At 48.9% G+C, this 15033-nt stretch carries 17 protein-coding genes; 6 read left to right on the top strand and 11 right to left on the bottom strand.

Annotated elements, in window-relative coordinates:
* Positions 1-5: 5 nt before the first annotated feature.
* From H6F76_RS13380 to miaE, 6 genes are all read right to left on the bottom strand, one after another.
* A complete protein-coding gene (locus H6F76_RS13380) occupies positions 6-743 on the bottom strand; it encodes a hypothetical protein (RefSeq protein WP_190508822.1) in 738 nt (245 codons plus the stop codon).
* Complete coding sequence (gene coaD, locus H6F76_RS13375) at positions 635-1204, bottom strand: pantetheine-phosphate adenylyltransferase (protein ID WP_347276015.1); 570 nt, start codon at positions 1202-1204, stop codon at positions 635-637. The genes H6F76_RS13380 and coaD overlap by 109 nt, the downstream gene beginning before the upstream one ends.
* Positions 1205-1497: 293 nt before the next feature.
* The gene (locus H6F76_RS13370; RefSeq protein WP_190508821.1) at positions 1498-2271 is read right to left on the bottom strand and encodes a YdcF family protein; all 774 of its coding nucleotides are present in this window, start codon (positions 2269-2271) and stop codon (positions 1498-1500) included.
* Between the two features lie 95 nt (positions 2272-2366).
* Positions 2367-2864: a GNAT family N-acetyltransferase gene (locus tag H6F76_RS13365; protein ID WP_190508819.1), complete on the bottom strand. Its 498-nt coding sequence runs from the start codon at positions 2862-2864 to the stop codon at positions 2367-2369.
* 43 nt (positions 2865-2907) lie between these two features.
* Positions 2908-3549, bottom strand: coding sequence for a GIY-YIG nuclease family protein (locus H6F76_RS13360; protein ID WP_190508817.1), 642 nt, complete (start codon positions 3547-3549; stop codon positions 2908-2910).
* Between the two features lie 176 nt (positions 3550-3725).
* Positions 3726-4328: a tRNA isopentenyl-2-thiomethyl-A-37 hydroxylase MiaE gene (gene miaE / locus H6F76_RS13355; protein ID WP_190508815.1), complete on the bottom strand. Its 603-nt coding sequence runs from the start codon at positions 4326-4328 to the stop codon at positions 3726-3728.
* Positions 4329-4415: 87 nt separating this feature from the next.
* Between miaE and H6F76_RS13350 the strand changes: the two genes are divergently transcribed.
* From H6F76_RS13350 to H6F76_RS13340, 3 genes are all read left to right on the top strand, one after another.
* Positions 4416-4727, top strand: coding sequence for a DUF6464 family protein (locus H6F76_RS13350; protein WP_190452042.1), 312 nt, complete (start codon positions 4416-4418; stop codon positions 4725-4727).
* Between the two features lie 185 nt (positions 4728-4912).
* Positions 4913-6469 carry an anthranilate synthase component I family protein gene (locus H6F76_RS13345; RefSeq protein WP_190508813.1) on the top strand — a complete coding sequence of 519 codons (1557 nt, stop codon included), beginning with the start codon at positions 4913-4915 and terminating at the stop codon, positions 6467-6469.
* Positions 6470-7135: 666 nt separating this feature from the next.
* Positions 7136-7618 (top strand): RNA-binding protein, encoded by a 483-nt coding sequence (locus H6F76_RS13340; RefSeq protein WP_190452037.1) that lies wholly within the window; start codon positions 7136-7138, stop codon positions 7616-7618.
* 261 nt (positions 7619-7879) lie between these two features.
* Here the strand turns inward: H6F76_RS13340 and H6F76_RS13335 are convergent, their stop codons facing one another.
* Entirely contained in the window at positions 7880-8272 is a 393-nt protein-coding gene (locus tag H6F76_RS13335; protein WP_190508811.1) for a hypothetical protein, read from the bottom strand.
* A 184-nt stretch (positions 8273-8456) separates the two neighbouring features.
* A complete protein-coding gene (locus H6F76_RS13330) occupies positions 8457-8597 on the bottom strand; it encodes a hypothetical protein (RefSeq protein ID WP_190452033.1) in 141 nt (46 codons plus the stop codon).
* 675 nt (positions 8598-9272) lie between these two features.
* Here H6F76_RS13330 and H6F76_RS13325 point away from each other — a divergent pair.
* Positions 9273-10262, top strand: a complete 990-nt coding sequence (locus tag H6F76_RS13325; protein WP_190452031.1) for a hypothetical protein — start codon at positions 9273-9275, stop codon at positions 10260-10262.
* A gap of 60 nt (positions 10263-10322) precedes the next feature.
* Here the strand turns inward: H6F76_RS13325 and H6F76_RS13320 are convergent, their stop codons facing one another.
* The gene (locus tag H6F76_RS13320; RefSeq protein ID WP_190508810.1) at positions 10323-10655 is read right to left on the bottom strand and encodes a hypothetical protein; all 333 of its coding nucleotides are present in this window, start codon (positions 10653-10655) and stop codon (positions 10323-10325) included.
* A gap of 84 nt (positions 10656-10739) precedes the next feature.
* Positions 10740-11576, bottom strand: a complete 837-nt coding sequence (rsmI, locus tag H6F76_RS13315; protein WP_190508808.1) for a 16S rRNA (cytidine(1402)-2'-O)-methyltransferase — start codon at positions 11574-11576, stop codon at positions 10740-10742.
* A gap of 163 nt (positions 11577-11739) precedes the next feature.
* Here rsmI and H6F76_RS13310 point away from each other — a divergent pair, with 163 nt between their 5' ends.
* A complete protein-coding gene (locus tag H6F76_RS13310) occupies positions 11740-12588 on the top strand; it encodes a PfkB family carbohydrate kinase (protein WP_190509029.1) in 849 nt (282 codons plus the stop codon).
* Positions 12589-12635: 47 nt separating this feature from the next.
* On the top strand, positions 12636-13499 hold the full coding sequence (locus H6F76_RS13305) for a 3'(2'),5'-bisphosphate nucleotidase CysQ (protein WP_347276014.1): 864 nt from the start codon (positions 12636-12638) through the stop codon (positions 13497-13499).
* 49 nt (positions 13500-13548) lie between these two features.
* Here the strand turns inward: H6F76_RS13305 and H6F76_RS13300 are convergent, their stop codons facing one another.
* The gene (locus H6F76_RS13300; protein WP_190508806.1) at positions 13549-14973 is read right to left on the bottom strand and encodes a hypothetical protein; all 1425 of its coding nucleotides are present in this window, start codon (positions 14971-14973) and stop codon (positions 13549-13551) included.
* Positions 14974-15033 lie beyond the last annotated feature (60 nt).

Below are 15033 nucleotides of genomic sequence, written 5' to 3'. Positions count from 1 at the left end.
TTGTCCTAGCTCTTAGGACGATCGTTCTTTGCACCTGACGACCGCACGTTGTTAGTATTCGCTTCTCTAGCACTGGCGTCCCTGGAACGAGAGGGCAGCTCTGGCTGAAGCTGCTGCCGACCATTGCGAACCACACGCATCATTTCACTTAGCTGTTGCTCCATTTCTTGCAGCACGCGATCAGCATACTCATCTGCCCCCGCCTGAATTTCTTCGCACTCGGCGATTGCCATGCGCTGCATTTCTTCTAGCTCCTGTTGAGCTTGACGGCGTATCCGTTCAATTTCGGCGATGGTCTGCGCTTCCGCAGCTTCACACTTTTGCTGCACTTGCTGACGAATCTGCTGCGCTTCGATCTCAGCCTGCCGCAAAATACCCATTTCGTTCAAAATTTGGGCTGCCTGCCGCTCGGCATTTTCGACAACTTCCTGGGCATATTGCTCGGCTTGCAAGAACAGCTCATCCTTCTGGTGAGCGATCGCCTCTGCCTCATGAAACGCCTCTGGGAGACTGAGTCGCACCAAATCGAGCTGCTCTAGCAACTGCTCCTCATCCACCCATGTCCAGCGCGTCATCGGCACCCGTGGACTGTCGAGGATCATTTCCTCCAGCCGATTCAACTCTCGCTGAATATCTATTCCCGACCGGGAGGTTTCTCCTGGGACGGTTCCGTTGTGAGTGGTAGCGGCGTTGGTGCCAAAGCTGTGGTCTGGGCTGATGCTGGATGAGTCTTGGCGAAGCATTGGTAAATATCTACGGCGACATGGTTAGGAACAAGATGATCGATCGCACCGCCAAACCTGGCGATTTCCTTAACGAGACTGCTGCTCAAAAAACTGTATTCATTAGACGTTGCTAAAAAAACGGTTTCGATCTGAGCCGAGAGTGTTTTATTAGTATGAGCCATTTGCAGCTCCATCTCAAAGTCAGAAAGCACTCGCAAGCCTCGAAGCAGTGCTGATGCTCGTCGCATCCTGGCATAGTCAATTGTTAAGCCGTCAAAACTATCAACTTCAAGATTAGACAAGTGTTGCGTGGAGCGGCGAATCTGCTCTATGCGGTCTGGTACTGTAAACAGCGGCGTTTTATTTGGATTGCGTAAAACTGCCACGATTACCTGATCAAACAGCTTACAGCCTCGCTCAATAATGTCGAGGTGCCCTAGGGTAACAGGATCGAAGCTGCCAGGATAAATTGCAAGCACGGACAGTGACCAACGCTACTGAGGCGATTATAAAAGCAAACGCTGCTGGCTCAACCGGATACTGCTGAAGTAAGCCCAATCAGGCGAAGCCGCTAAGAGCAAAGTCGCCTTAATCACAAGGCACATGGCAGAGAAGCAGCTCAGTAAAGAAAAAGGCGAAAAGGATGGCAGTAGATAACTTTAAGTGATGGAAATCTACTTACTTTACCAGAGCCATATGATTTCGCCAAGCGGATATGCTTCTCGGCGATCGTTGCTGCTTGATGAATTATTTTTGCAGGCAAAAACTGTGTTCACGTTGCTGTTTTCGTTTCACTGCCAATGCGACATTTTTGACTGGTGACTTGCTTCATCACTTCTGCTAGGGGTTGTTCCAGGGTCTGGCGCTCTTGCTGTAGTGTGGTGGGATAAAGGACTACGAACAAGTACTCGCGGAGCAACAGCATGGCACGCTGGGGGCTAGTCATTTGGTCCGCGAGAGGGCTGATAGCAGGAATGACCTGAAAGCCTACTTGCTCAAAGATCAGGAGCGATCGCCACAGGTGAGGCGCATCTGTCACTAACAAAATCTGCTTAACAGCTTGAGATTGCAGCACAGTTTTTGTAAACACTGCATTCTCCCAGGTTGTTTTGGAGCAACCCTCGCCGCTGATGTTTGTAGCCGGAATGCCTTTGGTTCGCAGTAATTGAGCAAGTTCGGGGGCATCGTTGATCCCACTAGCAAAAATTATGGGTGCTCGCTGCTCTCTCCAAAGTTGTGCGGCAACATCGGCACGAGACGGGCTATGTTCGCGCCCACGTCCTAAAATGACGATCGCATCCACCCTCGTACCAGGATCAGGGGATAGCGGGCTGACGATTCCAGCTGTTGCCAGTGCAACAAACGGTGGTGAGATGAGAATCAGGTAGACAATCAGTAGGGCGATCGCATAAGTTCTCACGCGACGCAGCCAGTGCCTAGAACGAAAGAGCCAGGGCAGGCTAATCAAAAACAGAAGCGTAAAGATGACTCGAATGGGATCACTGAACCACTCTAACCAGATCCAAGACAAACGAATTGAGTCCATTTGACGTTAGTCCGCAGAAGGCAGATGGTGGGAATGGGGAACCGGAAATAGAGAGGCAAAGGGACAAAGGAGTTAAGGGAAACAGAGGGAGCAGCTCAAAATTCCTTTCTTGGTTGAAGTACTTTAAGGTAAACACGATCACATCGCTCGGTTTCGACACCCGTTGCTGGCTGATAGCCGCTGGTTTCGTAGAGTTTGACAGCTTCAGCTAACACGCTAGCGGTTTCAATCCAGATTTGCTCGAAGTGGCGGGTGGCGATCGTGGCTTCTAAGGCTTGCAGCAAAAAACGCCCTAAGCCCCGACCTCTGGCTTCTGGTAGCAAGTACATCTTGCGAATCTCGACGGCATTTTGTCCGCGCAGGATAGGGTAGTAGGCTCCGGTGCCAACGAGTTTGCCATGCTGCTCGATCACCCAAAACTCGCCATTGATTGCTTGGTAAGATGCCTCGACTGCCAGGACATCGCGATCAGCACCCTCTGGCTCCCAACCTAACCCGTACTCCGCTAAGACAGTGCGAATGATTTCGGCAGCGGCAGCGCGATCGGTTGGTTGCCAGTCACGCAGCAAAAAGTCCTTGTACTGTACTTGCATGAATGAAAGGTTTGGGTGAACGAGAAACTTGGCTAAACGTGGGTCAGGCTTGCTGGGTTTGCTCTTGAATCACCGCACTCCAGTCATCATTTTCGACTGCTGCTTTGAGCGTTGAGTGCGCTTCAGCCTGACTTTGGGCATCAGCTTCACGACTCAGATCAGCGTCTGCCATTGCTTTGCGTAGCTTGAGCTTTTTCTCTTCGTATGCCTGCCGTTCGGCGGGTGACATAACAGCGATCGCAGCTTCTCCGATCGTTCCTGCCCACAGATCACTTGCCTCTGCATTACCAGATGGTACGTAAGCTAATTGAGCGATCCAGGCATCACGCTGCTGTTCCATGACTTCTCGCTTTGGAAACTTGGCGGTTTGTACCTGGACAAACGCGCAGATATCGCTGCCAAGCTGTGCCAAATGACCTCTAAGCGACAGGGCAACGTTACGAGAGTAGCCAATATAGTGAGTGCAGCGATCACGTCCCAAAACCGCATAGACCCCTACCACCTTGACGTTACCAGCTAGATCACACCAGGCTTCTAGAGGCATTAACTCAGAGCTATTCTCCAAACTCGGAGCTGCGGTAACTGCCGCTGTGTGCTCATCCTCAGAGCCATAGAGGAAGCCGTGTAACCCTTGATGACTTTGCGGTACGTTTTGATGCTCGATCGCTGTATTTTCAGCTTCCACTTGTGTTGCTCCTGGTTGAAATGGCTTGATAAGGCTGCTAGCACTCAGCGGTCAGCTACTAGCGTCCAGTCGGTTAACGTTCGGTCACTTGTTAATAGCGTTGGTTGAAATTTACAGGCTTACAGTGATGCGCTCATCAGTCGCTACGCTATGAGGGATGCTTTTTCCCTTGTTGGTTAGCTATGCATCCTTGGTTCAGGGTGCAGAGTAGCGAGCAACTGGCTTTCGATCGCCGCCAAGGCTTCTAAACGTTGGTCTACCACAGCACGCTCAAACTCAGTCGTTGCCAGGAGCCAATAAACCCCATAGTGCCGTGCTTCCGATGCCATAAGGGCGCGGTAGAACTTCGCCAATTCAAGGTCTGGACAATGAGCGCCCAACAGTCCAAGCCGTTCATGACTACGAGCTTCGATTAAGCCACAAACTAGTAGGGTATCCAGCAGGCGATCGGGTTCTTTTGCCCGAATTTGCTTGTTCAAGCCAGCGCCATAGGGAGGTGGTACCAGTGCGCGTAAAGGAATACCCCGTCGTTCTAAAATTTCGTTAACCTGTTCAAAGTGCTCCAATTCTTCTTGGGCAATGGCTGTGAGCGATCGCACCAATTTTGTATAAGACGGATAGCGAAACATTAGATTTAGCGCTACGCCTGCGGCTTTGCGCTCGCAATGGGAGTGATCCAGCAAAATGGTATCAAGATTGGTTAGCGCCTGCTCAAGCCATTGTTGAGAGGTCGGTTGCTGTAAAAACTTGATCGTTGTTGGGTTTGCCGAAAGCACCATCTAAAGTTGAGTTATGAGTTCATGCACAGTCTACCAAGGCAACAGGGTAGCGCTCACGGATTGCGATTGACAATCGACAGATAAGATATGTTAGAAGCGCTCTTCATTATCGCGATCGGGCTGATTCCGGCAATTATCTCATGGTTCCTGATGCGTAAAGCCGAAGCCCACCTGAGAACCCGCTTGCGTGCCGCGATGAATGCCTCCGCTAACCGTCAGTTTAACCGCTTTCACCGATCGCCACTCTCTGCCGATCACCAATATGTTGAGGGGGTTGGCTATCTGATCGGTGATATCAGTTGCCGCTTCAACGCCCGCTCTGCTCATATTCGCTGCGCCGTTAACCCCTCTGGACCCTGCAAGGAATGCCCATACTATGAGTCGATTGAATTTAAATAGACCTTAGGAGATTTCTGAGAAAGAATGTACCGCTTGTAGGGGGCAGGTTTTGCCAGAAGCTTTGCGAATAGCCGATCACGTTGGTATCAAACCTGCCCCTACAGGTATTTTGTTTGCTAGAAATCTCCTTAGTCCATAGCCTACCCAATGCCTCAGTTTCTTAGTTCCTCACTCCTTCAGCCCTCATGATCTTTCCCAGTTTTTCAGACTTCACGAGCCTCGCCAAGCAAGGTAACTTTGTTCCTGTCTATCAAGAATGGATCGCTGACCTGGATACTCCCGTATCGGCATGGTATCGAGTGTGTGCAGGACAGCCCTATAGCTTTTTGCTGGAGTCGATCGAAGGTGGTGAACAACTCGGACGCTACAGTTTACTAGGCTGCGACCCGCTGTGGGTGCTGGAGGCGAGAGGAAACCGCACCACACAGACTTACCGCAACGGGGAACAAGAAGTCTTTGATGGTGATCCCTTTGCGGTGCTTGCTCGTTGCTTAGAGCCATATCGCCCTGTAAAGCTGCCGCAGTTGCCACCGGGCATTGGTGGGCTTTTTGGTTTTTGGGGCTACGAACTGATTCATTGGATCGAGCCTCGCGTACCCGTTTATCCTGCAACAGCAACCGATTTACCGGATGGTTTATGGATGCAAGTCGATAACTTGCTAATCTTTGACCAGGTGAAACGCAAAATTTGGGCGATCGCCTATGCTGATCTGCGTGACCCAAATACCGATCATGCCCTTGCTTACCAACAAGCCTGCGATCGTGTGGCTCAACTGGTCAACAAGCTACAATCACCGCTTTCAGAGCAAGCCGTTTTACTGGCATGGACACCGCCAGGAACAAGCAGCCAGCCGTCAGTACCAAATCAACACTCCTCGCCTGCTCTCTACACCAGCAATACGACCAAAGAACAATTTTGCGCCAACGTTGAGACAGCAAAAGCGCATATTCAGGCGGGCGATATCTTTCAAGTGGTTGTGTCGCAGCGGCTATCGGCAGAGTATAACGGCGATCCGTTTGCGCTCTATCGATCGCTGCGGTTGATTAATCCATCGCCTTATATGGCGTACTTCCACTTTGGCGACTGGCAAATCATTGGCTCTAGCCCAGAAGTGATGGTCAAGGCAGAGCTTGCACCTGATCCAACTGAACCATTAGTGGCAACTGTCCGACCGATCGCAGGCACCCGACAGCGCGGTAAAACGTTCCAGGAAGATGCGGCACTGGCAGCCGATTTGTTGGAAGACCCCAAAGAAGTAGCTGAACACGTCATGCTAGTCGATCTGGGACGAAACGATTTGGGGCGGGTCTGCATCAATGGCACAGTCAGCGTTGACGAACTGATGGTGATTGAGCGCTATTCGCACGTGATGCACATCGTCAGCAACGTAGTGGGTAAACTTGCTCCTAGCAAAACAGCGTGGGACTTGCTGAAAGCGTGTTTCCCAGCGGGTACGGTCAGCGGCGCACCGAAAATCCGAGCAATGGAGATCATTCATAGTCTAGAGCCGTGTCGTCGAGGACCCTACTCTGGTGCCTATGGCTACTATGACTTTGAAGGACAGTTAAATACGGCGATCGCGATCCGTACAATGGTAGTTCGCTCTCAAGGTGGCGGCAAACATACTGTCACCGTACAAGCCGGAGCCGGACTAGTCGCAGATTCACAGCCTGAAGCAGAATATGAAGAAACCCTCAATAAAGCAAAGGGTATGCTAGAAGCAATCCGAAGCCTAACGTAGCGCTGACGTTAAACATTGCACGTTAGTTAGGCTTGCATCACTTCTTCATAAATGTTACCTTTCTTTACAGAGAGGGGTGGCAAGAACATAACCTAAGCGGTTTATGCCTTAAATGCCACGTTACGTTAGCTTGTGGTTTGCCTGTGCTCTTAGGCTTCCTCCAGTTAGCCCTGTCTGGTTCTGCCATCTGCCGTTTTATATAAAGTCGGGTTTACATTGGTTCCTTCCACGGCTTAAAAAATGGTGAAAGATTAAAGTTGTCTTCATAAAAAGTACTACTTAGGTCAGAAATCTTTTTTCATCCTGCGTACGCCTTACCCACCGTGATACCTTAATGGATGGCATCGAAGTTTCTAGAACAGTTACGTTAGAGAAGTTTCTTCACTTGTGACCCTTTGGTCAATTTACTCATCCTTGGCGCATCGGTGATGACAGAGCACTCACGCAATCACCATTTGACTCCAGACTCCTAGCCGTCCGGTGAAAGCGCCATCAGACGTAGAGCGGTGGATGGAAATGCCTTGACTAGTACACCCTATAATCAAGGTTAGTTAGGGAAAGAGTACGCTGTTTCTGGGGACAGGTTTACCACTCTGGTTTCATGCAGCATTTAGTTTGTGCGCTTAAGTATGTCTATCTGAATCACAGTCTGGAGGTATCGTTCCCATGTCCATTCGTCTCTATGTCGGCAATTTGCCAGAAGATTTGAGTCGCCAAGAATTAGAGGCGGTTTTTGCAGAAGCGGGTGATTCAATTTCGATTAAAATCATCACCGATCGCAAGACGAACAAGTGTCGTGGCTTTGGCTTTGTTACTGTAAAAAGTGAGGAAGAAGCCGATGAGATTATTGAGAAATTCAATGGTCGTCCCATTAAAGACAACGCTTTGAAAGTGGAACGGGCGCAGCCACGAGCTAAAGATAAAGCTGATGACGAAGATTCGCCTTCGGCTACGAGTGCTCCGGTTCCGGCTGGAAGTGCTCCTAGTGCTGTTCGACGTAAGGGCAATGGCAATAGCGGCAATAACAAGACCCGTCGTGCTGCTGGCACCACTCAGAATGATTCTGATAGCGTGCAACCTGATCCTCGGTGGGCGCAAGAGCTTGAGAAGCTGAAGCAACTGTTAGCTGCTCAAACAACAAACCCCTAGCGCCTTGTTGTCATACTTTGATTGAAATGCTAAAAGCTTGACGTAAACAAGCTGAACAGAAGGCTCTTAAATGACTAATTTGCAGCTTCTTGCAACATTGACCATTTAAGAGCCTTAACTTTTACTTATCAGCGACATCTCGGATGATCACAGAAGAAATCTGTTGGGCGCGATATGCCTTGAAGGGTAACCAATTGTTCGCATCCATTCAGTCGATCGCATACAATGCAGCATCTATGATTATTCACCTGCTCGCCCACTTTAATCGACTAGAGACACCTGAAATTGCTCTTGCAAATGCGCTCGAACTTGCTGAGAAAAGGTTGGGCGCTGATTGAATTTTTCTGTCCGCACCGCTTTGCGCTCGGCATCTAGCATCCAGCCATAGTCGCTGCTGAGGCGAAGATTGCCTTGCCAGTCTGCGATCGAAAGAATGAGTTGGTCGGCGGGGCTATTATCAACGCCGTTGACCCAAAACACGTAGTTATAGGTATTTTGACTAGCTGCTGCAACAGTGGACGGTTGCTCAAAGGTTTCCTTGAGCCGCTTTCCCACTTGTGCCGCCAGTCCGGGGGTTGTTAGGTCATCCAGCGTTCGCACTGCCAGCGTGAGGGCAAAATAGAACTGTTCTACAGGAATAAACTCAAGCTGCATAGGTGGTTACGCTCTGTCACGGTCTGGTTTGTCTGAGTCTGAGAGTTGGGTCGGTTACTGTCAGGAAGCTGTAACCGCAAATCCAAGCCATTAATCAGAGTACCAGTGTCTCGCAAACAGAAACAGGGGAAGCGACAGATGGCTGCGATCGCCCCTTCCCTCAGACCCCTTTGCCAGCGCTCACTTAACCCAGCGTATAGGCAGACTGTAATGCCCAGACAATCAGTGCCGCAATACTTCCCAAAACCAAGAACGCAGAGAGCGCAACCGCTTTTGGATTATCGGCACCATTGAACTTCATGATGCCGCGATTTAGATCTGACATAGGGCTACTCCTCGTAGTCACAGTGCTTAAGCAGAAGCAGTACAGGCAAGGCACGATCGCATTAGATAAGAGCCTTACTTGGTCACTGGCTTCTCCAGATAACACTTGTACCCTCAAATTTTAGCGATACTCACGCTAAAGACAACGTATTCTTAAGTGTTTGATTAGAAAAAAGCATCAATTGGTAAAAGAAATCGGTAAAAGGCGACCCACTTCTATGGTAGGCAGTATGTGTAACGAAAGGCAGTAGCGATCGTAGTCGCATACTTTCTAGCAGGACACCTGAAGATTAAATTTCTCCTTCAATAAGAAAGCGCGCTTTTCGTATGATTATTTGGATGCTTGAAAGAAATAGTCAGGAAAATGTGAAGTAATTTTAACCAAACGTTAATAATCACAACTAAGCTGTTGTTTTTTGATGTGCAAGTACAGCATACTTAACCTCAAATCAAGTCAACGCTCAGCCATGCCTCTGGATTAGTTTGTAATTGGTTTTAGATCTGCTTAAACGATGACTTAATCATGCCTCTGAGTCGGTCAGCTGTAAGCGTCATTTCGACGCGGCTGGGTGTTTTAAATTCATAAGTTTGGATATATAGAATGGCTTTCTCAGTTGAATTGACTGCGGCTAATTTTCAGCGCCCTGGTACTATCATTTCTCCCTCGTCAGCAAGGATGGCAAAAGTTCCCCCAGCAAAAGTCTCATCTCTAGCGGCATTGTGGGCAAAAAACTATATCATTTCTGTCACAACACGTGATGAAGCCGAACGGTTGCGAAAAAGTGCTGATTTAGCAGAGATTACATCGCAAGAAGGGCGTGCCCGCACGGCACAGCATTTACAGCACAACCTGAAGTTAGCAAGTGCTCAAGCCTGGTCGTTAACTGAGAAACTACTGTCTGAGGAAGTACGCCGTCACGGCATTGACCTGAATGTGATTAATCCCTGGCAGATTGCAGCAGATTCTCATGCCTTGTTTCAGAAGGCGTTAGATGCCTATGGCGATCGCGTAACGCCTCGACGGCTATCGGTTATTGTAGGCAGTGAGTTTGGGCGCGTGCGGCAGAAGTATACGGCTGATGATCCACGGGCGATCGGCTTTGTGAGTATGCAGTTTCACTACACGGGGCAAACGCTGCTCGACAGCCTCTCATCCGCAGAACGGCTCCTTCTAGAACCATACTTTAAAGTGATGGATGACCACCTCTATATGCCGCTTCGGGCTGCGTATGAGGCAGCAGCAAACCATCCATCAACCTCTCCCGCTTTACGAGCCGTACAGAATTTGCTACCCATTAGCACCCGTGTTGCCCAAGAAGTCTGTAAGCAGGTGAGTCGTCTGCATCCCAGTTACGAAACCTACAGTGGGTCTCTCAGCGCCCCACAGGTGAGAACATCAAGCATCCGCGACGTCGAGATGTTTCAGGTCTATCTGTGCCTCTGTGTGCTGGAAGATAGCCTTCAGTCGGTACAGAATGAACTGTTTCCCCTCTGCGCGATGCTGTATCCACGCCTTCAAGTTAGCTGGCGCTTAGTGCAGGAGATGCTGCAAGCGATCGGCTGGGAAATGCACGATCGTCTCACACCACATGACGTAGCTGTGTTTCTACCCTATCTAGGCGCGCTGACAGAAATGTTTTCTAATGAGGTGTTTCAGAGCGCTTAAGGCTTGTGAATGGTTGGCAGCAAAGTGATGACTCCATACGATGTTTTAGCAAATCTCATGCTAGAAGCGAAGTCTACCTTCAGTCAGAAGTTTGAAGCCTGCAACCAGCGCTGTAAAAGCAATGAGGAAGTTCCAAAGGCTCGTCGGCTTTAGCATGATGCCCCCGCTAAGGAAGACGAGCACAACGCCAAAAATTAATAAGATCCAGCCAAATTTGCCTGTTTGACGAGGGAAAACGAGAAGTGAAATGACACCCCCCATAATTGCTAGCACTGAGCCTTGCGCTGGTAGGTTGCGCCAGAAGTAGGGAGAGTAATAGGTCGAAAACATGATGTTTTGACCGAGAAAATACAGACCCCCTAGTAAGAGCACAATGCCAAACAATTGACTCATAAATTTAAGACCTGTCCAAAGTAACGTCAGTATTCCCTACTGAGGTTAAAAATCACGACAGAAAGAGGCGATTCCGGAGGCTGGCTAGTCTATATCTGACATCGATAGTGCGAGTTGGTAGATCTGACGGCGAGGCAGAGCCGTTTGTTGTGCGAGTTGACGGCTAGCGTCCGATCGCGAGAGTCCCTGCTCCAAAAGGTGCTGCAACTCCATTTTCAGCGCTGCTTCAGACAGTACAAGCTGAGTTGCGGCGGCTCCTGCTACAACAACTGTAAATTCGCCCTGCGGTTCGCGAGTGCTGTAATGGGCGATCGCTGCCTCAATGGTGCCACGCCAAATTTCCTCATACCGTTTGGTCAATTCCCGTGCCAGTACAATTTGACGGTCTGCTCCCAAGAGGAGAAAGTCTTGCAGCGTTTGGCGCAGTCGATGGGGTGCTTCATAGAAAACTAACGTGCGGGACTCGGTTTGCAACACCTCTAGATGAGCGCGACGTGCCTGAGGCTTGGCAGGTAAGAAGCCTTCAAAAATGAAGCGATCGCACGGCAAACCAGAGGCAACCAGGGCAGCGATCGCGGCACTCGCACCCGGCAGCGGCACCACAACGATATCTGCTTCGGCACAGGCTTTCACCAACTCATAGCCAGGGTCAGAAATTCCTGGCATTCCGGCATCGGTGACAAGGGCGATCGTCATGCCTTGTTGCAGCTTCTCTAATAGTTCTGCCGTACGACTATGACGATTGTGGTCGTGGTAGCTAATCTGAGGCGTTGTAATCTGAAAATGGTGCAGCAGCTTTCCTGTATGGCGTGTGTCTTCGGCAGCAATCAGGTCAACCGTTTGCAAAAGCCGCACTGCCCGGAAAGTCATGTCTTCTAAGTTACCGATCGGTGTACCGACAAGGTAGAGTGTTCCTGACATGGGGGAGAAAGGTAAAGGGAGAGGAGTAAAGAGTGAGGAGAAATGGAAGAGTGAAGGGGTGGAAGTCTTGAACAGTGGAGGGGTGGGTACTGGAAACTGGAAACTGACGACTGACTCTGAAGAAATGCCTCAAGCTCAATTCGATCGTGGACTGTTTGTGGGAATGGTGACGTTGGATCTGATCTATCTAGTCGATCGACCGCCCCCGCCAAATCAAAAAATTGTTGCGTCTGACTCCACCATAGCGGCTGGTGGACCCGCGACGAATGCGGCTGTCGCTTTTGGTCATCTGGGTAAAACTGCGATCGTGCTCGGTGCCTTGGGCGCTCATCCGATCACTCAGCTCATTTTGACAGACTTACAGCAGTGTGGCGTGACCTTAATAGACCTCAACCCGACTCACACCACCCCACCCCCTGTTTCCTCAATTATGGTGACAGAAAACACGGGAGACCGAGCCGTTGTCTCGCTTAACGCTGTAAAACCGCAAGCGATCGCCGACCATCTTCCCAGCGATATTCTGCAGGCTGTCTCTGTCGTGCTGATCGATGGGCATCAGATGGATGTGGGACAAGCGATCGCGACCCAGGCACGATCACAGGGTATTCCAGTGGTGGTCGATGGCGGAAGCTGGAAACCTGGCTTTGAAACGGTACTATCTCTGGCTGATTACGTCATCTGTTCTGCCAACTTTTACCCACCAGGCTGCAAGAACACTGCAGACGTAATGGCGTTTTTACAGGCGCTGGGCATCCCCCATCTTGCTATTACGCAAGGGCAAAAGCCACTTCTGTACTGGGCAGCGGATCAAGCTGGACAAAGCGAGGCTAGGCAGATGGCGGTGCCTGCGGTAAACACAATCGACACGCTTGGCGCAGGCGATATTTTTCACGGTGCGTTCTGTCACGCCATTTTGCAGGAAGATTTTAAAGGCGCGCTGGCGATCGCCGCTAAGGTTGCGGCTCAGTCTTGCCAATACTTTGGGACACGGCGATGGATGGAGGAGAGATGAAGAAGTGAAGAGGTGAAGAGGTGAAAGATGATAGGAGAATACGCCGAGTGAACCATTTGCACGCTACAGAATTGCAGGAATTAGTGGCCATCGCCCGACGGATTGGCTGGGGAGCTGCTGACATTTTGCTTAACGTTCAGCACGCAGACCTTGCAATTCAGGATTCGGCAGATGGTCCTGTGACAGCGGCGGATACTGCGGTCGATGCCTACATCCTTAACAATCTGCAAGCCAGTTTAGGAAAGCAGGACTTTGCTTACCTGACCGAAGAAACGTACAAAACGCAGCCCAGCCATGAACGGTTAGCTAAGCCCCTGGTCTGGGTGATTGATCCACTGGATGGGACGAAAGATTTTATTAACGGTACTGGAGAGTATGCGGTTCACATTGCCCTGCTGGCAGGCAATCGCCCCATTCTGGCAGTAGTCGTTTGCCCAGCGGCGGAACGGCTCTACTTTGCGACGTTAGGCGGCGGTACCTTTGTTGAACATCAGCATGAAGCGCCAAAACCGATCTATGTCTCCCAACGTAACCGTCTGGGGGAAATGACGATCGTTGCCAGTCGCAGTCACCGCAACGATCGTTTTGTGCAACTACTACAGCAGTTTCCGGTACAGCAGCAGCGATCGGTTGGCAGCGTCGGTGGCAAAATCGCCGCTATTCTAGAACAGCAGGCGGATTTGTATCTTTCGCTCTCTGGCACATCGGCACCCAAAGATTGGGATTTAGCTGCCCCCGAATTGATTTTGACGGAAGCAGGCGGACAACTCACGCATTTTGACGGCACTCCACTGCGATACAACCAGGAGGATGTTAGTCAATGGGGCGGACTACTTGCCAGTAATGGGCAATGCCATGACGTACTCTGTGCGGAGGCAACCAGGATTTTAGGGGCGATCGATGGTAAGTAACAGCAGAGGTTAGCGGCGGCTAGAGATCTTAAACTCCTACCAACAAACTTTACTTTTTTGGATACTTTTTATAATGTCCTCTTACAGGAGTTCCATCTTTTCGATGATATAGTGGAACATAATAGTAATCATTCTGGTTGGCTATTCTTGCATAGTCTTCAACTGAGATTTTTCCTTTGGTTTCTATTGGCTTGGTGTTCGATTGAGTCTGTTGCTGAGGACTGTAAGAAGGTTGCGGGTGGTTAACTTGAGATAGCTGTGTCCTCAAATTCTCTATCTCAGTATATTGCTGTTGATAGTATTGATATAGTGTCCGATATTGTTGCTCTAACTCAGATTTTTCATTCTGTAATTCTTCAAGCGAAGATAGATTTTGTTGAGCGTAAGCAGAGAAATCTTGAACTCTCTTCTGTAGATCTAGTTTTTGTTGAATTAGTTGGGATACTTGAGCCTGTAAACCGTTAATATAATTTTGTTTTTCTTGGTTAAGCGCAGTTGTATTTTGAACATCTCTCCTTAAGTCAGATATTGAATTTTGCAGACTGTTTATCTGAACCTGTTTATCGTGAACCGTTTCCGTCAGATTCTGAATACTTTTTTGCAAAGCGACTATATCTGCATCACGGTTGGAGATCTCTCTGTGTAGCTCAGAAATGTTTCTTGAAAGGCTAGAAATTTCTTGTATACGTTTATCCAGCTCACTTCTATCGTCTGACTTAGCTTTAAGCAGACTATTGAACTCCTTAGACAGAAGATTTAGACGAGAGCGCAACTCATTAACCATTAACTGGTAACTGCTATCGGTTCTAGAATTACTAGGATTCAAGACTAGCTTCGTTGATAAAACCTTCATTAATTCATCGATCCTGTAAGCAAGACGAAGGCGGTAAGGACTAATTTGATTAGTATTTTGTGTTATCTCCGCAGCTAATTTATTAATAACTTCTGAAAGCACAATTTGTGAAGGTAGCCTACTTCTCGTAAAAAGAACTAAATTAGTTACAATTTTCTGAAGCTGTTCATAGTCTTTCTCTGCTTGACTAGCCAAAAAAGCGCGGGTAGCATCCTGTAATCCTGCTAGAACTTGATAACTGCGAGGTCTTCGAGGCTCTAACTCTTGTAGAATTTCACTTCTTTTATACTCCAATGCCTCAAGCGTTCTTGCAATTTTTTCATGATTTGCAGAAGGATCTGCACCAAGACGCTCTAAAATTCCTTCATATAACCAGGCTTGAGACTCTAAATTATTTAGCTTTTGGACTTGTTTCTTGTTATCTGGCTGGGAAACTACATCTGTTCTTTGCAAATGTTGTTGCAAGCTATTGATTTTTGCTGAAACAGTTCCCTCAAAACAAGCAAACATTAGTTCTAGAGCTTGACCAAACGGAAAGGAGTAGTCAGCCAGCCAACCAAATAAAACCCAGAAAACTAGAGCACACAACAAAAAGCCAACTACTTTAATGTAATTGAGCAATCTTCTGATGAAATTACTATTAGATTCTAAATCTGAGCTTTTTAGGTTGAGAAATAGTTG

Origin of the sequence: Leptolyngbya sp. FACHB-321 (assembly GCF_014695975.1) — a bacterium.
In the GTDB taxonomy this organism is placed as follows: Bacteria; Cyanobacteriota; Cyanobacteriia; order Leptolyngbyales; family Leptolyngbyaceae; genus Stenomitos.
The sequence above is the reverse complement of the archived record's forward strand: the minus strand, read 5'-3'. Positions and strand labels throughout refer to the sequence as shown.